This window comes from Saccharopolyspora sp. NPDC002578 (assembly GCF_053592695.1).
Window position 1 is genome coordinate 112,499 of sequence record NZ_JBSFWJ010000007.1, and the last position, 14,332, is coordinate 126,830.

Annotated in this window: 13 protein-coding genes; 9 read left to right on the top strand and 4 right to left on the bottom strand. The window is 70.7% G+C overall.

The window, feature by feature from the left end; translation table 11 throughout:
- Positions 1-6 precede the first annotated feature (6 nt).
- Positions 7-750 carry a S1 family peptidase gene (locus ACWD38_RS06150; protein ID WP_184476809.1) on the top strand — a complete coding sequence of 248 codons (744 nt, stop codon included), beginning with the start codon at positions 7-9 and terminating at the stop codon, positions 748-750.
- Positions 751-1,141: 391 nt separating this feature from the next.
- On the opposite strand, the gene ACWD38_RS06155 is transcribed toward ACWD38_RS06150, so the two are convergent.
- Positions 1,142-2,116 carry an NAD(P)/FAD-dependent oxidoreductase gene (locus ACWD38_RS06155; RefSeq protein WP_450123474.1) on the bottom strand — a complete coding sequence of 325 codons (975 nt, stop codon included), beginning with the start codon at positions 2,114-2,116 and terminating at the stop codon, positions 1,142-1,144.
- 241 nt (positions 2,117-2,357) lie between these two features.
- Between ACWD38_RS06155 and ACWD38_RS06160 the strand changes: the two genes are divergently transcribed.
- From ACWD38_RS06160 to ACWD38_RS06180, 5 genes are all read left to right on the top strand, one after another.
- Entirely contained in the window at positions 2,358-3,752 is a 1,395-nt protein-coding gene (locus ACWD38_RS06160; protein ID WP_184476806.1) for a class II fumarate hydratase, read from the top strand.
- Between the two features lie 155 nt (positions 3,753-3,907).
- Positions 3,908-5,449 (top strand): ATP-dependent DNA ligase, encoded by a 1,542-nt coding sequence (locus ACWD38_RS06165; RefSeq protein ID WP_450123475.1) that lies wholly within the window; start codon positions 3,908-3,910, stop codon positions 5,447-5,449.
- The gene (locus ACWD38_RS06170; RefSeq protein WP_184476802.1) at positions 5,446-5,871 is read left to right on the top strand and encodes a DUF4288 domain-containing protein; all 426 of its coding nucleotides are present in this window, start codon (positions 5,446-5,448) and stop codon (positions 5,869-5,871) included. Before ACWD38_RS06165 ends, ACWD38_RS06170 begins: the two co-directional genes overlap by 4 nt.
- Before the next feature lie 119 nt (positions 5,872-5,990).
- The gene (locus ACWD38_RS06175) at positions 5,991-6,548 is read left to right on the top strand and encodes a hypothetical protein (protein WP_450123476.1); all 558 of its coding nucleotides are present in this window, start codon (positions 5,991-5,993) and stop codon (positions 6,546-6,548) included.
- Positions 6,549-6,783: 235 nt separating this feature from the next.
- Positions 6,784-8,223: a GuaB1 family IMP dehydrogenase-related protein gene (locus ACWD38_RS06180; protein WP_450123477.1), complete on the top strand. Its 1,440-nt coding sequence runs from the start codon at positions 6,784-6,786 to the stop codon at positions 8,221-8,223.
- Between the two features lie 124 nt (positions 8,224-8,347).
- On the opposite strand, the gene ACWD38_RS06185 is transcribed toward ACWD38_RS06180, so the two are convergent.
- Together ACWD38_RS06185 and ACWD38_RS06190 are read right to left on the bottom strand one after the other, a co-directional pair.
- Entirely contained in the window at positions 8,348-9,718 is a 1,371-nt protein-coding gene (locus ACWD38_RS06185) for a PhoH family protein (protein ID WP_184476796.1), read from the bottom strand.
- A gap of 508 nt (positions 9,719-10,226) precedes the next feature.
- Complete coding sequence (locus ACWD38_RS06190; protein WP_450123478.1) at positions 10,227-11,474, bottom strand: DUF885 domain-containing protein; 1,248 nt, start codon at positions 11,472-11,474, stop codon at positions 10,227-10,229.
- Positions 11,475-11,779: 305 nt separating this feature from the next.
- Here ACWD38_RS06190 and ACWD38_RS06195 point away from each other — a divergent pair, with 305 nt between their 5' ends.
- On the top strand, positions 11,780-12,028 hold the full coding sequence (locus ACWD38_RS06195) for a hypothetical protein (RefSeq protein ID WP_184476792.1): 249 nt from the start codon (positions 11,780-11,782) through the stop codon (positions 12,026-12,028).
- Positions 12,029-12,292: 264 nt separating this feature from the next.
- Positions 12,293-12,541, top strand: coding sequence for a hypothetical protein (locus tag ACWD38_RS06200; protein WP_184476790.1), 249 nt, complete (start codon positions 12,293-12,295; stop codon positions 12,539-12,541).
- A gap of 143 nt (positions 12,542-12,684) precedes the next feature.
- Here the strand turns inward: ACWD38_RS06200 and ACWD38_RS06205 are convergent, their stop codons facing one another.
- Positions 12,685-13,464, bottom strand: a complete 780-nt coding sequence (locus tag ACWD38_RS06205; RefSeq protein WP_184476788.1) for an isoprenyl transferase — start codon at positions 13,462-13,464, stop codon at positions 12,685-12,687.
- Between the two features lie 201 nt (positions 13,465-13,665).
- On the opposite strand from ACWD38_RS06205, the gene trhA reads away from it, so the two are divergent.
- Positions 13,666-14,292: a PAQR family membrane homeostasis protein TrhA gene (trhA, locus tag ACWD38_RS06210; protein WP_184484667.1), complete on the top strand. Its 627-nt coding sequence runs from the start codon at positions 13,666-13,668 to the stop codon at positions 14,290-14,292.
- Positions 14,293-14,332 lie beyond the last annotated feature (40 nt).

A 14,332-nucleotide genomic window follows, 5' to 3' on the forward strand; every position in this document is an offset into this window, starting at 1 on the left:
TCCCCCATGCGCACACGCTCCCTGCTCACCGGAGTGCTCGCCGCGGGCGCCGCCCTCGCGATGGCCATGCCCGCATCCGCCGCCGAAGAGCCCACCCCGATGGTCGTGGGCGGACACGACGCCACCGAGACCTACTCGTTCATGGTGTCGCTGCAGTCCGGCGGCGGGCACATCTGCGGCGCTTCGCTGATCAAGGCGGACTGGGCGGTCACCGCCGCGCACTGCGTCGAAGGCAGCGAGCCCGCGGACCTCTCCGTGCGCGTCGGCAGCCTGGAGCACGCCTCCGGCGGCGAAGAAGCCGGGATCGCCGACATCGCCACCCACCCCTCGGCGGACCTCGCGGTGATCAAGCTGGACAAGGCCGTCGAAGCCGCACCCATCTCGATCGCCCCCGAATCCGGCGCCACCGGCACCGAAACCCGCATCATCGGCTGGGGCCAGACCGTCCCGGCACCCGGCGGCGAAGCCCCCGCCACGCTGCAAGAACTCGACACCGCCGTCGTCGACGACGCCGACTGCTCCGGCATCACCGGCGAGAGCGAGATCTGCACCTCCAACCCCGGTGGCGACTCCGGCGCCTGCTACGGCGACTCCGGCGGACCGCAGATCAAGGGCACCGAAGGCTCCTGGGAACTGATCGGCGCCACCAGCCGCTCCGGCAACAGCGACTCGAACTGCGCGACCGGCCCCTCGATCTACACCGACGTGTCGGCCCTGTCCGACTGGGTCGAGGAGAACACCGCGGCCTGACCGTGGTCCCTAGTCCGGCCGCCCTTCCCTACGGAAGGGCGGCCGTTCCACGTGTGCGGGGGTCGGGGTCTTTTTGCTTTGGGGGTCGGGTGGCGGAACCTCAGGTGTCTTCTCGCTGCGGGATCTTTTTCCCAAGTGGCTCCGCCACGAGGGAAAAAGCTGTCCTCGCGAGAAGACACCTGAGAACCCGCCGGTGAGGACTTCTCGACGTGGGCTATGTGCTTCGCACATACAGGCACGGCCTACGGCCGCAAGGCAGACTTCGCTTCGCTCGTCCACTGCACGGCTTCGCCGCCGGGCACGGCCTTCGGCCGCGAGGCAGGCGTGGCTTCGCCCGCCCAACTGCACGGCTTCGCCGTCCGTTGCGTGGGGTTTCTGCTGGGGGTGTGGGTCAGCTCTGGTTGGAGGAGTGGCCTGGGAAGAGGTGGGTTTCGGGGTTGATGGTCGCGGCGATGTTGTTCACTGCTGTGGCGGCTTCGCCGAAGCCGGTGGCGATGAGCTTGACCTTGCCGGGGTAGGAGGCGACGTCTCCTGCCGCGTAGATGCGGGGGCGGGTGGTGCGCATCGTGGTGTCGACCTTGATGGAGCGCTTGTCCAGGTCCAGGCCCCAGGATTCGATCGGGCCCAAGTCGGCGGTGAAGCCCAGGGCGGCGACGACGGTTCGCGCCGGTAGCACCCGGCGCTCGTCGCCGAGCGCCAGCTCCACCTCGTGCACGCCGTCCGCGTCCCCGCGCACCTCCGCGACCTGCGCCTCGGTGATGAGCTCGACGCCGAGGTCCTCGACCTTGCGCACCAGACCGGGATGCGCGCGGAACCGCGCCCTGCGGTGCACGAGCGTGACGCTGCGGGCGATCGGGTGCAGCGCGAGCGCCCAGTCGAACGCCGAATCGCCACCGCCGACGACCACCACGTCGTGACCGCCGTGCACGGACAGGTCGGGGACGAAGTGCACGACGCCGCGCCCGAGCCAGTCCCCACCCGCGGGCAGCGGACGCGGCGAGAACTCACCGATGCCCGCGGTGACCAGCACCGCCCGCGCCCGCACCGGCCGGCCCCCGACCTGGACCAGCACTCCATCGTCCACATCGGACAGCTCGGTGGCGTCGCGCCCGAGCAGGTAGACCGGGTCGTACTGCGCCGCCTGCTCCACGAGCGCGGCCACCAGGTCCCGGCCGCGGACCGCGGGGAACCCGGCCACATCGAAGATCATCTTTTCCGGGTACATGGCCGTCACCTGACCGCCCGGTTCCGGCAGCGAATCCACCACCGCCACCGACAGGTCCCGGAACCCCGCGTAGTACGCCGCGAACAGCCCCGTCGGGCCCGCGCCCACGACCAGCAGATCGACCTCGAACGGCTCCGACATGCCCACCCCCACTCGCACCGGTGCAACGTGGATCACATCCGAGCCTAGCCCCCGCGCCCGCCCGATGTCGCCGACGCGCACCCGCCCGGCGCCCGCGGCGACCCCGCGACCTGCGCGGAACCGGACCGGCTACGAGCCCGGCCAACGTGATCGGCCCACCACCCGCGTTCCGCGTCCCGACCGGCTGGAAGTGGGGCGGCCCATACTGACCGGACCGGCCGGATCGGAGGACACTTCGGTCATGGCTGAACAGGACTACCGGATCGAACACGACACGATGGGCGAGGTCAGGGTCCCCGCCGAAGCCCTGTACCGCGCGCAGACCCAGCGCGCCGTGGAGAACTTCCCGATCTCCGGCCGCGGGCTCGAACGCGCCCAGATCCGCGCCCTCGGCCTCCTCAAGGCCGCCACCGCACGGGTCAACGGCAGGCTCGGCATCCTCGACGCCGACATGGCCGAGGCCATCGCCGCCGCGGCCGACGAAGTCGCCGAAGGCCGCCACGACGAGCACTTCCCGATCGACGTCTTCCAGACCGGTTCGGGCACCTCGTCGAACATGAACGCCAACGAGGTCATCGCGACCCTCGCCACCCGCGGGCTCGGCCGCGAGGTGCACCCGAACGACCACGTCAACGCCTCGCAGTCGTCGAACGACACGTTCCCCACGACGATCCACGTCGCGGCCACCGAAGCCGTGCTCAGCGAAGTCATCCCCGCCCTGGAGCACTTGGCCGGGGTCGTCGAGGGACGTGCCGCCGAGTGGACCGAGGTCGTCAAGTCCGGGCGCACCCACCTGATGGACGCGGTCCCGATCACGCTCGCCCAGGAGGCGGGCGCGTGGGCCTCGCAGGTCCGCTTCGGCGTGGAACGGCTGCGCTCCGGTCTGGGGCGGCTCGGCGAACTGCCCATCGGTGGCACCGCCGTCGGCTCCGGCCTGAACGCGCCGGAAGGCTTCGGCCAGGCCGTCGCCGAAGAGCTCGCCCGCGTCACCGGACTGCCGCTGACCGAGGCCCGCGACCACTTCGAGGCGCAGGCCACCCAGGACGGCGTGGTGGAGACCTCCGGTCACCTGCGCACCGTCGCGGTGAGCCTGAACAAGATCGCCAACGACGTGCGCTGGCTCGGCTCCGGCCCGCGCACCGGCCTGGCCGAACTGGCGCTGCCGGACCTGCAGCCCGGGTCGTCGATCATGCCCGGCAAGGTGAACCCGGTGATCCCGGAGGCCACGCTGCAGGTCGTCGCCCAGGTCATCGGCAACGACGCGGCCGTCGCCTTCGCCGGCGCGCAGGGCAACTTCCAGCTCAACGTGAACCTGCCGGTGATCGCGCGCAACGTGCTGGAATCCGCGCGGTTGCTGGCGGCGGTGTCCCGGTTGCTGGCCGACAAGGTCTTCGCCGAGGTCACGGCCAACGCCGAGCGCGCCCGCGAGTACGCCGAGGGATCGCCGTCGATCGTCACGCCGCTGAACCGCTTCATCGGCTACGAGGAGGCCGCCTCGATCGCGAAGCAGGCCCTCAAGGAACGCCGGACCATCCGGGAGGTCGTGCTGGAACGCGGTCACGTCGACGCGGGCACGCTCACCCTGGAGCAGCTCGACACCGCCCTCGACGTGCTGGGCATGGCGCAGCCGAAGTGAGCCGGACGCGGCCGTGCGCCCCGCTGTTCGGCGAGGCGCACGGCCGATCCGGAGCACCCCCAGTGGTTCCGGATCACGACTGAGACGCCGCGCGCCACCCCCGCGGTTCCGTCGATCTTGAGCGAGTTGTCGGTGGACGTGGGCACCATGGGCGGATGGTGTCGCTGAACGCGGTCGTCGCCGCATCCGCCGAGGTCGCGGCCACCCGCGCCCGCACCGCGAAGGTGACCGCGATCGCCGGGCTGCTCACCGGGCTCGACGCGGCGGAGGTGCGGCCCGCCACCGCGCTGCTCGCAGGTGAACTGCCCGGCGGCCGGGCGGGGGTCGGGTGGTCGACGCTGTCGGCGCTGCACGTCGAGCCCGCGACCACCCCTTCGCTCACCGTCCTCGACGTCGACGCGGCGGTCGACGGGCTGCGCGGCATCACCGGCACCGGCTCGGGACGGCGCCGCGCCGAGGCCTTGCACGACCTGCTCGGCAAGGCCACCGCCGAGGAGCAGCGGTTCCTGATCCGGTTGCTCGGCGGCGAGCTCCGGCAAGGGGCGCTGGAGGGCGTGATGCTCGAAGCCGTCGCCCGCGCCGCCGACGTGCCCGCCGCGCCCGTGCGCCGCGCGTTCATGCTCTCCGGCAGGCTGCCCGCCACCGCTGAGGCCGCGCTGCTGGGCGGTTCGGCGGCGCTCGCGGAGGTCCGCCTCGAAGTCGGCAGGCCGCTGCGGCCGATGCTCGCCTCCCCCGCCGACGTGCTGGACGCGGCGCTGGCCGAGCTCGGCGCCTGCGTCGTCGAGTACAAGCTCGACGGCGCGCGCATCCAGGTCCACCGGTCCGGCGAGCAGGTGCACGTCTACACCCGCACGCTGCGCGAGATCACCGGCCAAGTCCCCGAGATCGTCGCCCTCACCCGGAGCCTGACCTGCGATTCCGCGGTCCTCGACGGCGAGACGCTGGCGCTCGCCGACTCCGGACGCCCACGCCCGTTCCAGGAGACGATGGCCCGCTTCGGCGCGCAGAGCCCGCGCGACGAGGTGCTGCGGCCCTACTTCTTCGACTGCCTGCATCTGGACGGAACGGACCTGGTCGACGAGCCGCTGCACCGCAGGCTCGACGCGCTCGCCCGAATCGCACCGGAACACCGGGTCCCCGGCGTGCGTCCGCATTCCGACGCCGACGCGGCGGCGGTCCTGGACGACGCTCTCGACGCGGGCCACGAGGGCGTCGTGGTGAAAGCGCTCGACTCGCCGTACGCGGCGGGACGCCGCGGCCGGACCTGGCGCAAGATCAAGCCCTCGCACACGCTCGACCTGGTGGTGCTCGCCGCCGAATGGGGCCACGGGCGGCGCAGCGGCCACCTGTCCAACCTGCACCTCGGGGCCCGCGATCCCGACGGCGGGCCGCCGATCATGGTGGGCAAGACGTTCAAAGGACTCACCGACGAACTCCTCGCCTGGCAGACCAGCGAGTTCCCCCGCCACGAGACGCACCGCGACGACTGGACCGTGCACCTCGCGCCCGAGCTCGTCGTGGAGATCGAACTCGACGGCGTGCAGGTCAGCACCCGCTACCCCGGAGCGGTCGCGCTGCGCTTCGCCCGCGTGCTGCGCTACCGCCCCGACAAGAACGCGGCCACCGCCGACACCATCGAGGCGGTGCGGGCCATGCTTCCCGGCGGCGGAGCGCGGGATGAGAAAGTGGAGCCATGACCACACCAGGCGACGACGAGCAGGTCGGCTCCATCGACATCGGTTCGGGCAGCATCGATCCGCGCGATTTCCAGCCCAGCACCACCTCCGCCAAGGCCGAGTTCTACGTCGCGCTGATGCTCATCGAGATCTCGTCGGAATCCGCCGCCGAACCCCAGCTCTACGAGGAGTCCTTCGTGCTGGTCAAGGCCGAATCGGACGAGGAGGCCAAGGAGAAGGCCGTCGACTACGGCAAGCAGCAGGCGGCGAGCTACCACAACGAGGACGGCGAGCTGATCACCTGGAAGTTCAAGGAGCTCATCGAGGTCAAGCAGGTCGAGGACGCCACCTTCGACGACGGCTCCGAGCTCTACAGCCGCTTCTTCCGCAACTACAGCGCCTACCGCTCCTTCGAACCCCTCCTCAGCGGCGAAGAGATCTGAGCGGCGCCTCGCACGAACCCGGCCCGGCCAGACCGCGTTTCCAACCCACCGGTGATCTTTCAACTCGTTCGAGTGCACGAGCTTGATCTCGAACGCACGTTCCCGATCTAGTCAGGTGAGTGTTCTTCGCCGCCTACGCCGACGAGTCCTACGACCTCGATCTCGGCGTCTACATCCTCACCGCAAGCCTCGTCGACCTGACCGAGGCCGAAACCATCCGCACCACGCTCGGAGGCTTGCGCAAAGGCGGGCAGAAGCTCCACTGGAGCAAAGAACCTGACCTCCGGCGGGAAGAGCTCGCCAAGGTCGCGAGCGCATTCCGCAGCATCAGCTTGGCCACCGTGGGCACCGCACTCCCGATGAACGCCGAACGAGCCCGGCGGAAGTGCCTGGAAGCGGTCTTGCCGGAGATCGAGGCGGCGGGAACGAACATGCTGGTGATGGAGTCGCGCCAGGTTCGCAACGACAAGCTGGACAAGCAGACGCTCGCAGTCTGCAAGCACAAACGAGTGATCTCGACGAAGGTGCACATCGAATTCATGCCCGGCAGCACGGATGCGCTGCTCTGGCTTCCGGACATCGTGTGCGGGGCTGCGCTGGCCGCGTACCGAGGCGACGAGCGACATCTGGAGCAATTGTCCAGCGCCGCGATCGTGATCGAAGTGGATGCCTCGTGACCGGGCCCCTGAAAACGCAGAGGCCGGGGTCCCGCCTCCGGCGGGGGGTCCCGGCTTACTTCCACGCACCTCGGTGCGCAGCTGCTGTCAAACCTAGCCGTGCCGCCGCAACATCCGCAACATCGAGGCGCCACACTTCCAGATGATCTACAGCCCGTTCCCGCGCCTCTACAGCAGGTGGTCGTGCGGGCGAATCACATCGTCGCGGCCGGTCCGGCACGTATCGTGGACGACTGTGCAGTTCTTGAACGGGCAGCAGCCCACCACCGACCTGACCTATGACGACGTGTTCCTGGCACCGCGCCGCTCCGGCGTCGAGTCCCGGTTCGACGTCGACCTCTCGACCTCCGACGGATCGGGCGCGACGTTGCCCGTCGTGGTCGCCAACATGACCGCCGTCGCGGGCCGTCGGATGGCCGAGACCATGGCCCGCCGCGGCGGGCTCGTGGTGCTGCCGCAGGACGTCGCCCCGAGCGCCGTCGCCGAGATCGTGTCGTGGGTGAAGGAGCGCCACCCCGTCTGGGACACCCCGCTGGTGCTGCGCCCGGACGACGCCGTCGCCGACGTGCTCAACCTGCTGCCGAAGCGTTCGCACGGAGCCGTCGTGGTCGTCGACGACGACCGGCGGCCGGTGGGCGTGGTCGACGAGGCCGCCTGCGCGGGAGTGGACCGGTTCGCCCGGGTCGGCGAGGTCGCCGACCACCACCCGGTGGTGCTGGCGCTGGAGACCAAGCCGCGCGAGGTCTTCGAGCAGCTCGACCGCCAGGGCAGGCAGGTCGCCCTCGCCGTCGACGCCGAAGGCAGGCTCGCCGGGATCCTCACCCAGCGCGGTTCGCTGCGCGCGGAGATCTACGCGCCCGCTTTGGACGCCGCGGGCAGGCTACGGGTCGCCGCGGCGGTGGGCGTGAACGGTGATGTGCCCGGCAAGGCGGCGGCGCTGCTCGCTGCGGGCGTGGACGCGCTCGTCGTGGACACCGCGCACGGCCACCAGGAGAAGATGATCAACGCGCTGCGCTCGGTGCGCGCGCTCGACCCGACGGTGCCCGTGGTCGCCGGCAACGTGGTCACCGCCGACGGCGTGCGCGACCTCGTCGAAGCCGGCGCCGACGTGATCAAGGTCGGCGTCGGTCCGGGCGCCATGTGCACCACCCGCATGATGACCGGCGTGGGCCGTCCGCAGTTCTCGGCCGTCGCCGAATGCGCCGCCGCCGCCCGCGAACTCGGCAAGCACGTGTGGGCCGACGGCGGGGTCCGCCACCCGCGGGACGTGGCGCTGGCGCTGGCAGCCGGGGCTTCCTCGGTGATGGTCGGCTCCTGGTTCGCGGGCACCCACGAATCACCCGGCGACCTGCTGCGCGACGAGCACGGCCGGGCGTACAAGGAGTCCTTCGGCATGGCGTCCAAGCGCGCCGTCGGCGCCCGGACCCGCACCGACAGCGCCTTCGACCAGGCCCGCAAGGCGCTCTACGAAGAAGGGATCTCCAGCTCCCGGATGAAGGTCGACCCGAAGCGCCCCGGCGTCGAGGACCTGCTGGACGAGATCAGCTCCGGCCTGCGCTCCTCCTGCACCTACGCGGGAGCGCGCACCCTCGCCGAGTTCCACGAGCGGGCGCTGGTCGGCATCCAGTCCGCCGCGGGCTTCGCCGAAGGCCGCCCGCTGCCCACCGGCTGGTGACCTGCGGGGGGGACCCGTTCGCCTCCGACGACGCGAAGGCCTCCGGCCCCGGAGGCCTTCGTCCTGCCGTCGCGAGCCCGGTCAGGGGCGCCCGTGGTCGCGGGCGCCCCCGACCGGCCGTCGCTCAGGGCGTGAACTCCCCTTCCAGCATCTCCGTCACCAGCGCCGCCACCGGCGAGCGCTCCGAGCGGGTGAGCGTGATGTGGGCGAACAGCGGGTGCCCCTTGAGCTTCTCGATCACCGCCGCGACCCCGTCGTGCCGCCCGACGCGCAGGTTGTCCCGCTGGGCCACGTCGTGGGTCAGCACCACGCGCGAGTTCGCGCCGAGCCGGGACAGCACCGTGAGCAGCACGTTGCGCTCCAGCGACTGGGCCTCGTCCACGATCACGAACGAGTCGTGCAGCGACCGGCCCCGGATGTGGGTCAGCGGCAGCACCTCCAGCATGCCCCGCTCGGTGACCTCTTCGAGCACGTTCTCACTGGCCAACGCGCCCAACGTGTCGAAGACCGCCTGCGCCCAGGGCTGCATCTTCTCGTTCTCGCTGCCCGGCAGGTAGCCCAGCTCCTGGCCGCCGACCGCGTACACCGGCCGGAACACCACAACCTTGCGGTGCTGCTGGCGTTCGAGCACGGCCTCCAGCCCGGCGCACAGCGCGAGCGCCGACTTGCCGGTACCGGCCCGGCCGCCGAGCGACACGATGCCGACGTCCTGGTCGAGCAGCAGGTCCAGCGCGATGCGCTGCTCGGCGGAGCGGCCGTGCAGGCCGAAGGCCTCGCGGTCGCCGCGCACCAGCTTCACCTGCTTGTCGGCGGTGACCCTGCCCAGTGCGCTCTGGGTGCCGGCGAGCAGCCGCAGCCCGGTGTTCGCGGGCAGGTCCTTGGCATCGTCGAGATCGGCCTCGCCCTCCTTGAACAGCACGTCGACCGATTCCGGTGGCACGTCGAGGTCCGCCATGCCGTTCCAGCCCGTGGAGACCACGTCCTGAGCCCGGTATTCGTCGGCCTCCAGCGCGACCGACGCCGCCTTCACCCGCAACGGCATGTCCTTGGTCACCAAGGTGACCAGGTGCCCGTCCGCGGCGAGGTTCAGCGAACACGCCAAGATCCGGGCGTCGTTGGAGTCGGTGCGGAAACCTGGTGGCAGCACCTGCGGATCGGAGTGGTTGAGCTCGACGTGCAACGTGCCGCCGAGCTCGCCGATCTCGACCGGCGCGTCCAGACGGCCGTGCTCGATTCGCAGTTCATCGAGGCCGCGCAGGGCCTCGCGGGCGAACCAGCCGAGTTCGGGGTGATGCCGCTTCGCCTCTAGTTCGCTGATCACGACCAGCGGTAGCACCACGCGGTGCTCGGCGAAGCGGGTCATCGCCCACGGATCGGACAGCAGCACCGAGGTGTCGAGCACGTAGGTGCGGACCTCCGTTGGGGCTGCGACGCCTGCGGAAACCTCGGCCTGGGCCGGGTGTTCCGCTGCGGCCTGGGAACGTCGTGTGGTCACGGCTACTCCCTCGCGGGCGTGGGGCACACGCCTGCTCGTCGGCGGGCCGGGCCTGCCCCTGCCTGGCCTGGCCGAACCGACGGACGGTCCGGCGCAGCCACCGAGGCCGCGCACCGGCCCCGAGCGACCACGGAGGACGGTGATACCGTCCGATCCAGCCAACAGCCACGGTCAGGGCCTCCCCGGACGGGCCATTTACGCGTCGACCCGTCACTTCGGACGCTACCTCCGTGATTCCGTTCTGGGCAGGCGACCACACAGGTGATTCGCCAGAACGTCAGACGGGTGTCACGTACGCACCGGGTTCAGTGCACCCGGATGCCACCCGCGCACCGCGTCCGACTTCCCCGATGACGTTGAAATGCCTGCTCACAGCGGCGCTTCCACGATGTGGCGGTGACTTCGGAACACGGCCGCGGGACCCCCCGAACGTACGCACGTGCCGTGATCAACACAGCGTCCACTTTGGTCTGATCGAGTGAACAACGGGATCTTTCGTGCTTTTCGGCTAGCTGAACGCATCCGCTGATCGGATCAGCGCCGATTCCCCCGGCAGGCCCGCCCGGCCGTTCACCGACGGGACGTCGGCGAGCGCGACCGGCGTCCACGGCTCGCCGAGCCGCTTCCCCAGGTCCTCTCCGGCGGCGACCCTCCCGTGCAGCAGCTCCGCTCCCACGACGTAGGTGACCGCGTAGAGCCGCCACCGCGGATCCGCGATGAACCGCACGAACGCGCGAGCCCGCGCCGCCGGCAGGCACGCCCAGCGGACCAGCCGAGCCACCACCTCGTCCTCGCCCGCTCCGTCCTCGTGCAGCCACAACGCAGCGTCCAGCCGAACCCGGCGCAGCCGCAGCAGCACGTCGTGCACCCGTTCCGCCAGCTCCCCGTCGAAGGCGACGCCGGACTCCGCCAGCACCTCCGACGCCCACCTCCCCCAGCCCGGCCCCACCGCGAGGCGCAGCCCTGCGTCCGCGAGCCCTTCGGCGAGCAGCGACTGCGGCGTGTCCCGCAGGGCGATGCGGTGCTCGTGCCACCCGCGCTCATCGACGAGCAGCCGCTCCTTCCGGCAGTGCTCGGCGTGGTGACCGGGGTAGGACTCGTGCGCGACCAGTGCCGGGAGGTTCCCCGCCCACCCCGCGCGCTCCAGGTCGATCGCCACCAGCGAGCGGAACTCGCCCAGGTACCGGTGCAGCGCCGCCCACGGCCGGGCGCGGACGAAACGGTAGCGGACCTGCTCCTGCGTCGGCAGCTCCACTCGCGCGCGCACCCGCGCGCGCAAGGCCGCCGAGAGCGCCCGGACGGCCCGCGGCACCACCTCCGGCGGCACCCGCTCCCGCTCGGACAGCAGGGCGAGCCGCGCCGCCGGATCACCGGAGCCGGGCAGGACGTCGGACAGTTCCGCGTGCGCCTGGCGGTACCGCTCCGGATCGCCGCGCTCCGGGCGGACCTGGAAGCACCCTTCGACCTCGTCGCGGAACGACATCGGCTGCCCGGCGAGCTTCCTGCCGCGGCACTCCAGCGCGGCGAGCTGCGCGTCGAGGAACCTGGCACGCACCTCCGGCAGCCCGGAATCCGGCAGCGCGGCGCGCAGCCGAGCGGCCTGCGCCACGAGCGCGCCGGGGCTTGATACGGGCTCACGCTCGACGCCGCGGCACGTCCGCGGATCGGCGGTGCAGGACAGCACCGTCCCGTCGTCGAGCCGGCCGAAGCGCAACCCGAGCCGGAGGTATCCGCGCACCAGCTCCGAGGGGTCCACATCCGGACGGTACGGCCGCGCGAGCAGCACCGGAAGCCGCCGAACACCATTGCGCGCAACCCCGCGATCGAACCGGAATCGCCGAATGATATGCGAGCGATTTCTTACTCCCCGGTAGCCGCAAACCGAGCACGACCCAGAACTTGAGGGCCAAATTAATAGACCACACGATGGTGTTACCCAGCTGTGCTTACACCTTCAGGAATGGTTAGGTTTTTTTCGCGGCTGCCTCCCTGGGCGACTTCCGGGGTGCTCGTGAACGAGGGACCGCGGCCGCAACACCCGAAACAACAAGGAGCATCCAAGTGCTGAAGAAGGCAGTGATCGTCGCCGGCGCGGCGGCGGGTCTGATGGCGCTGGCACCGATCGCCAACGCGGACAGCGCGGACAACGACGGCGTCAACCTGCTGAACGACAACAACCTCAGCGTGCTGCCCGTCCAGGCCTGCGGGAACAACGTCGCCGTCCTCGGCGCCGTCGTCCCGATCCTGTCGCCGCAGACCAGCGACTGCACCAACGCCCCGGTGGTCGACCACCCCTCCGCCAAGGGCTGAGCAGGCTCTAGCCCCAGTCGCGGGAAACCCACTTGGAGCGGTTCGCGAGAGACGATCTCATTTCGCTTCACGTGTGTCGAATGCGACGGATTTCTGATTTCGAGGTAGTGTCACCGACCTAGCCGGAATCCCGTTCGACGATTCGAGCAGGATCCGTTCTCCGGTGACATCTCGATCGCCCTGAATCGGTGGCGGTGTGCGCGCACACGGGTAATCGTGCCGCTTCAGGGCATCCCGCGGCAATACACAAGGAGAGTGAACGCAATGATGAAGAAGGCAGTGATCGTCGCCGGTGCGGCGGCTGGCCTGATGGCCCTCGCTCCGATCGCCAACGCGGACAGCGCCGACAACGACGGCGTCAACGTGCTGAACGACAACAACATCAGCGCGGTGCCGGTGCAGCTGTGCGGCAACAACGTCGCCGTCCTCGGCGCCGTCGTCCCGATCCTGTCGCCGCAGACCAGCCAGTGCGTCAACGCCCCGGTGGTCGACCACCCCTCCGCCAAGGGCTGACACACTCGGCGCTCGTGTGGATGCAGAAAAGGCCAGGCCCTTCGGGACCTGGCCTTTTTGCTGCGCGGTGAACGATTTCCGCGCGGCTGGGCCGAATCCGGTGCGCTCCCGCCGCCGTACCGCGGGGCGCACCGGTCGAACGCTCAGCCCGCGCCGTAGCGGCGGTGCCGCGCCGAGTACTCGCGCAACGCGCGCAGGAAGTCGACTCGCCGGAACGCCGGCCAGTACGCCTCGCAGAACCAGAACTCCGAGTGCGCCGACTGCCACAGCATGAAACCGGACAGCCGCTGCTCACCGGACGTGCGGATCAGCAGGTCCGGGTCCGGCTGGCCGGAGGTGTAGAGGTGCTCGGAGATGTGGTCCACGGTGAGGAACTCCGCGAGCTCCTCGATGGTGGTGCCCGTCTCCGCGTGCTGCTGCAGGAGCTTGCGCACCGCGTCGGCGATCTCCTGCCGTCCGCCGTAACCGGCGGCGACGTTGACCTGCATCCCGGTGCGCCCCTCGGTGCGCAGCGCGGCGGCCGAGAGCCGGGCGGCCGTCTCGGTGGGCAGCATGTCCAGCGCCCCGACGATGCGCACCCGCCACGGGTTGCTCGCGTCGGTGAGCTCGTCGACGACCCCGGCGATGATCTCCAGCAGGGCGTCGAGCTCCGCGCTGGAGCGGTTGAGGTTGTCGGTCGACAGCAGCCACAGCGTGACCACCTCGACCTTGGCCTCCTGGCACCAGCCGAGCAGTTCGCTGATCTTGCGCGCACCCGCCCGGTGGCCGTGCGCGATGTCGAGCCCGGCTTCCTTCGCCCATCGGCGGTTGCCGTCGAGGATCACGCCCACATGTCGCGGCGCTCTGGCGCCTCTGAGCTTGCGGCGCAGCCGCCTCTCGTACACGTCGTAGATGAGTTCTCGCACACGAACCTTGAGCGCCACGCTCCCTGAGACTACGCGCGCCCCTGTCCAGCCCCGACGGTCCCTCCGCCGAATGCGGACGGTGACGGCCGGAATCGCGCCGCGGAGCTGCAACGGACATCACCGCCATTGGGGGAAGGCGCACAACCTACGGTCCCGTAATCTTGCGCTGTGACTAGCGCCCTGACAGCTCGACGCGCCACCTCCGACATCAAGCCGAGGATGCGCGGCTGGATCCACCTCTGGTCCCTGGTCGCCGCCGTCGCTTCGGGCGCGACGCTGATCTCGCTCGCGGCGGCCACCGTGGGTGCCGCCGCGGCACTCGGGACCTCCATCTACGTGGCGACCGTGCTCGGCCTGTTCGGGGTCAGCGCGCTCTACCACCGCAAGACCTGGAACTCGGTGGACGCGCGGACCTGGATGCGCCGCCTGGACCACTCGATGATCTTCCTGTTCATCGCGGGCACCTACACGCCGTTCGCGATGCTGGCGATGCAGCCCACCACCGGCGCGGTCGTGCTGGCCGTGGTGTGGGGCGGCGCGCTCGGCGGCGTGGTGCTGAAGCTGGCGTGGCCGAACGGGCCGCGCTGGGTCGGCGTGCCGGTGTACCTCGCGCTGGGCTGGGTCGCCGTGTTCGTGCTGCCGGAGCTGCTGTCGAACGCGGGCGTGGCGGCGTTCGTGCTGCTCGTGGTCGGCGGCGTGCTCTACTCGCTGGGCGCGATCTGCTACGCGAGCCGGTGGCCGGACCCGTGGCCGAAGACCTTCGGGTACCACGAGTTCTTCCACGCGGCCGTGACGGTGGCGGCGATCTGCCACCACGTGTCGATCTGGCTCGCCCTCTACGCCTGAGCTGGGCCGCGCCGCCCGCCCGCCGCACGAGGGCAGGCGG

Bases quoted from the DNA above. Each gene is read 5' to 3' on its own strand.
- ACWD38_RS06200 (WP_184476790.1), top strand. From the start codon at position 12,293: ATGATGAAGAAGGCAGTGATCGTCGCCGGTGCGGCGGCTGGCCTGATG.
- ACWD38_RS06155 (WP_450123474.1), bottom strand. From the start codon at position 2,116: ATGTCGGAGCCGTTCGAGGTCGATCTGCTGGTCGTGGGCGCGGGCCCG.
- ACWD38_RS06150 (WP_184476809.1), top strand. From the start codon at position 7: ATGCGCACACGCTCCCTGCTCACCGGAGTGCTCGCCGCGGGCGCCGCC.
- ACWD38_RS06160 (WP_184476806.1), top strand. From the start codon at position 2,358: ATGGCTGAACAGGACTACCGGATCGAACACGACACGATGGGCGAGGTC.
- ACWD38_RS06170 (WP_184476802.1), top strand. From the start codon at position 5,446: ATGACCACACCAGGCGACGACGAGCAGGTCGGCTCCATCGACATCGGT.
- trhA (WP_184484667.1), top strand. From the start codon at position 13,666: ATGCGCGGCTGGATCCACCTCTGGTCCCTGGTCGCCGCCGTCGCTTCG.
- ACWD38_RS06165 (WP_450123475.1), top strand. From the start codon at position 3,908: ATGGTGTCGCTGAACGCGGTCGTCGCCGCATCCGCCGAGGTCGCGGCC.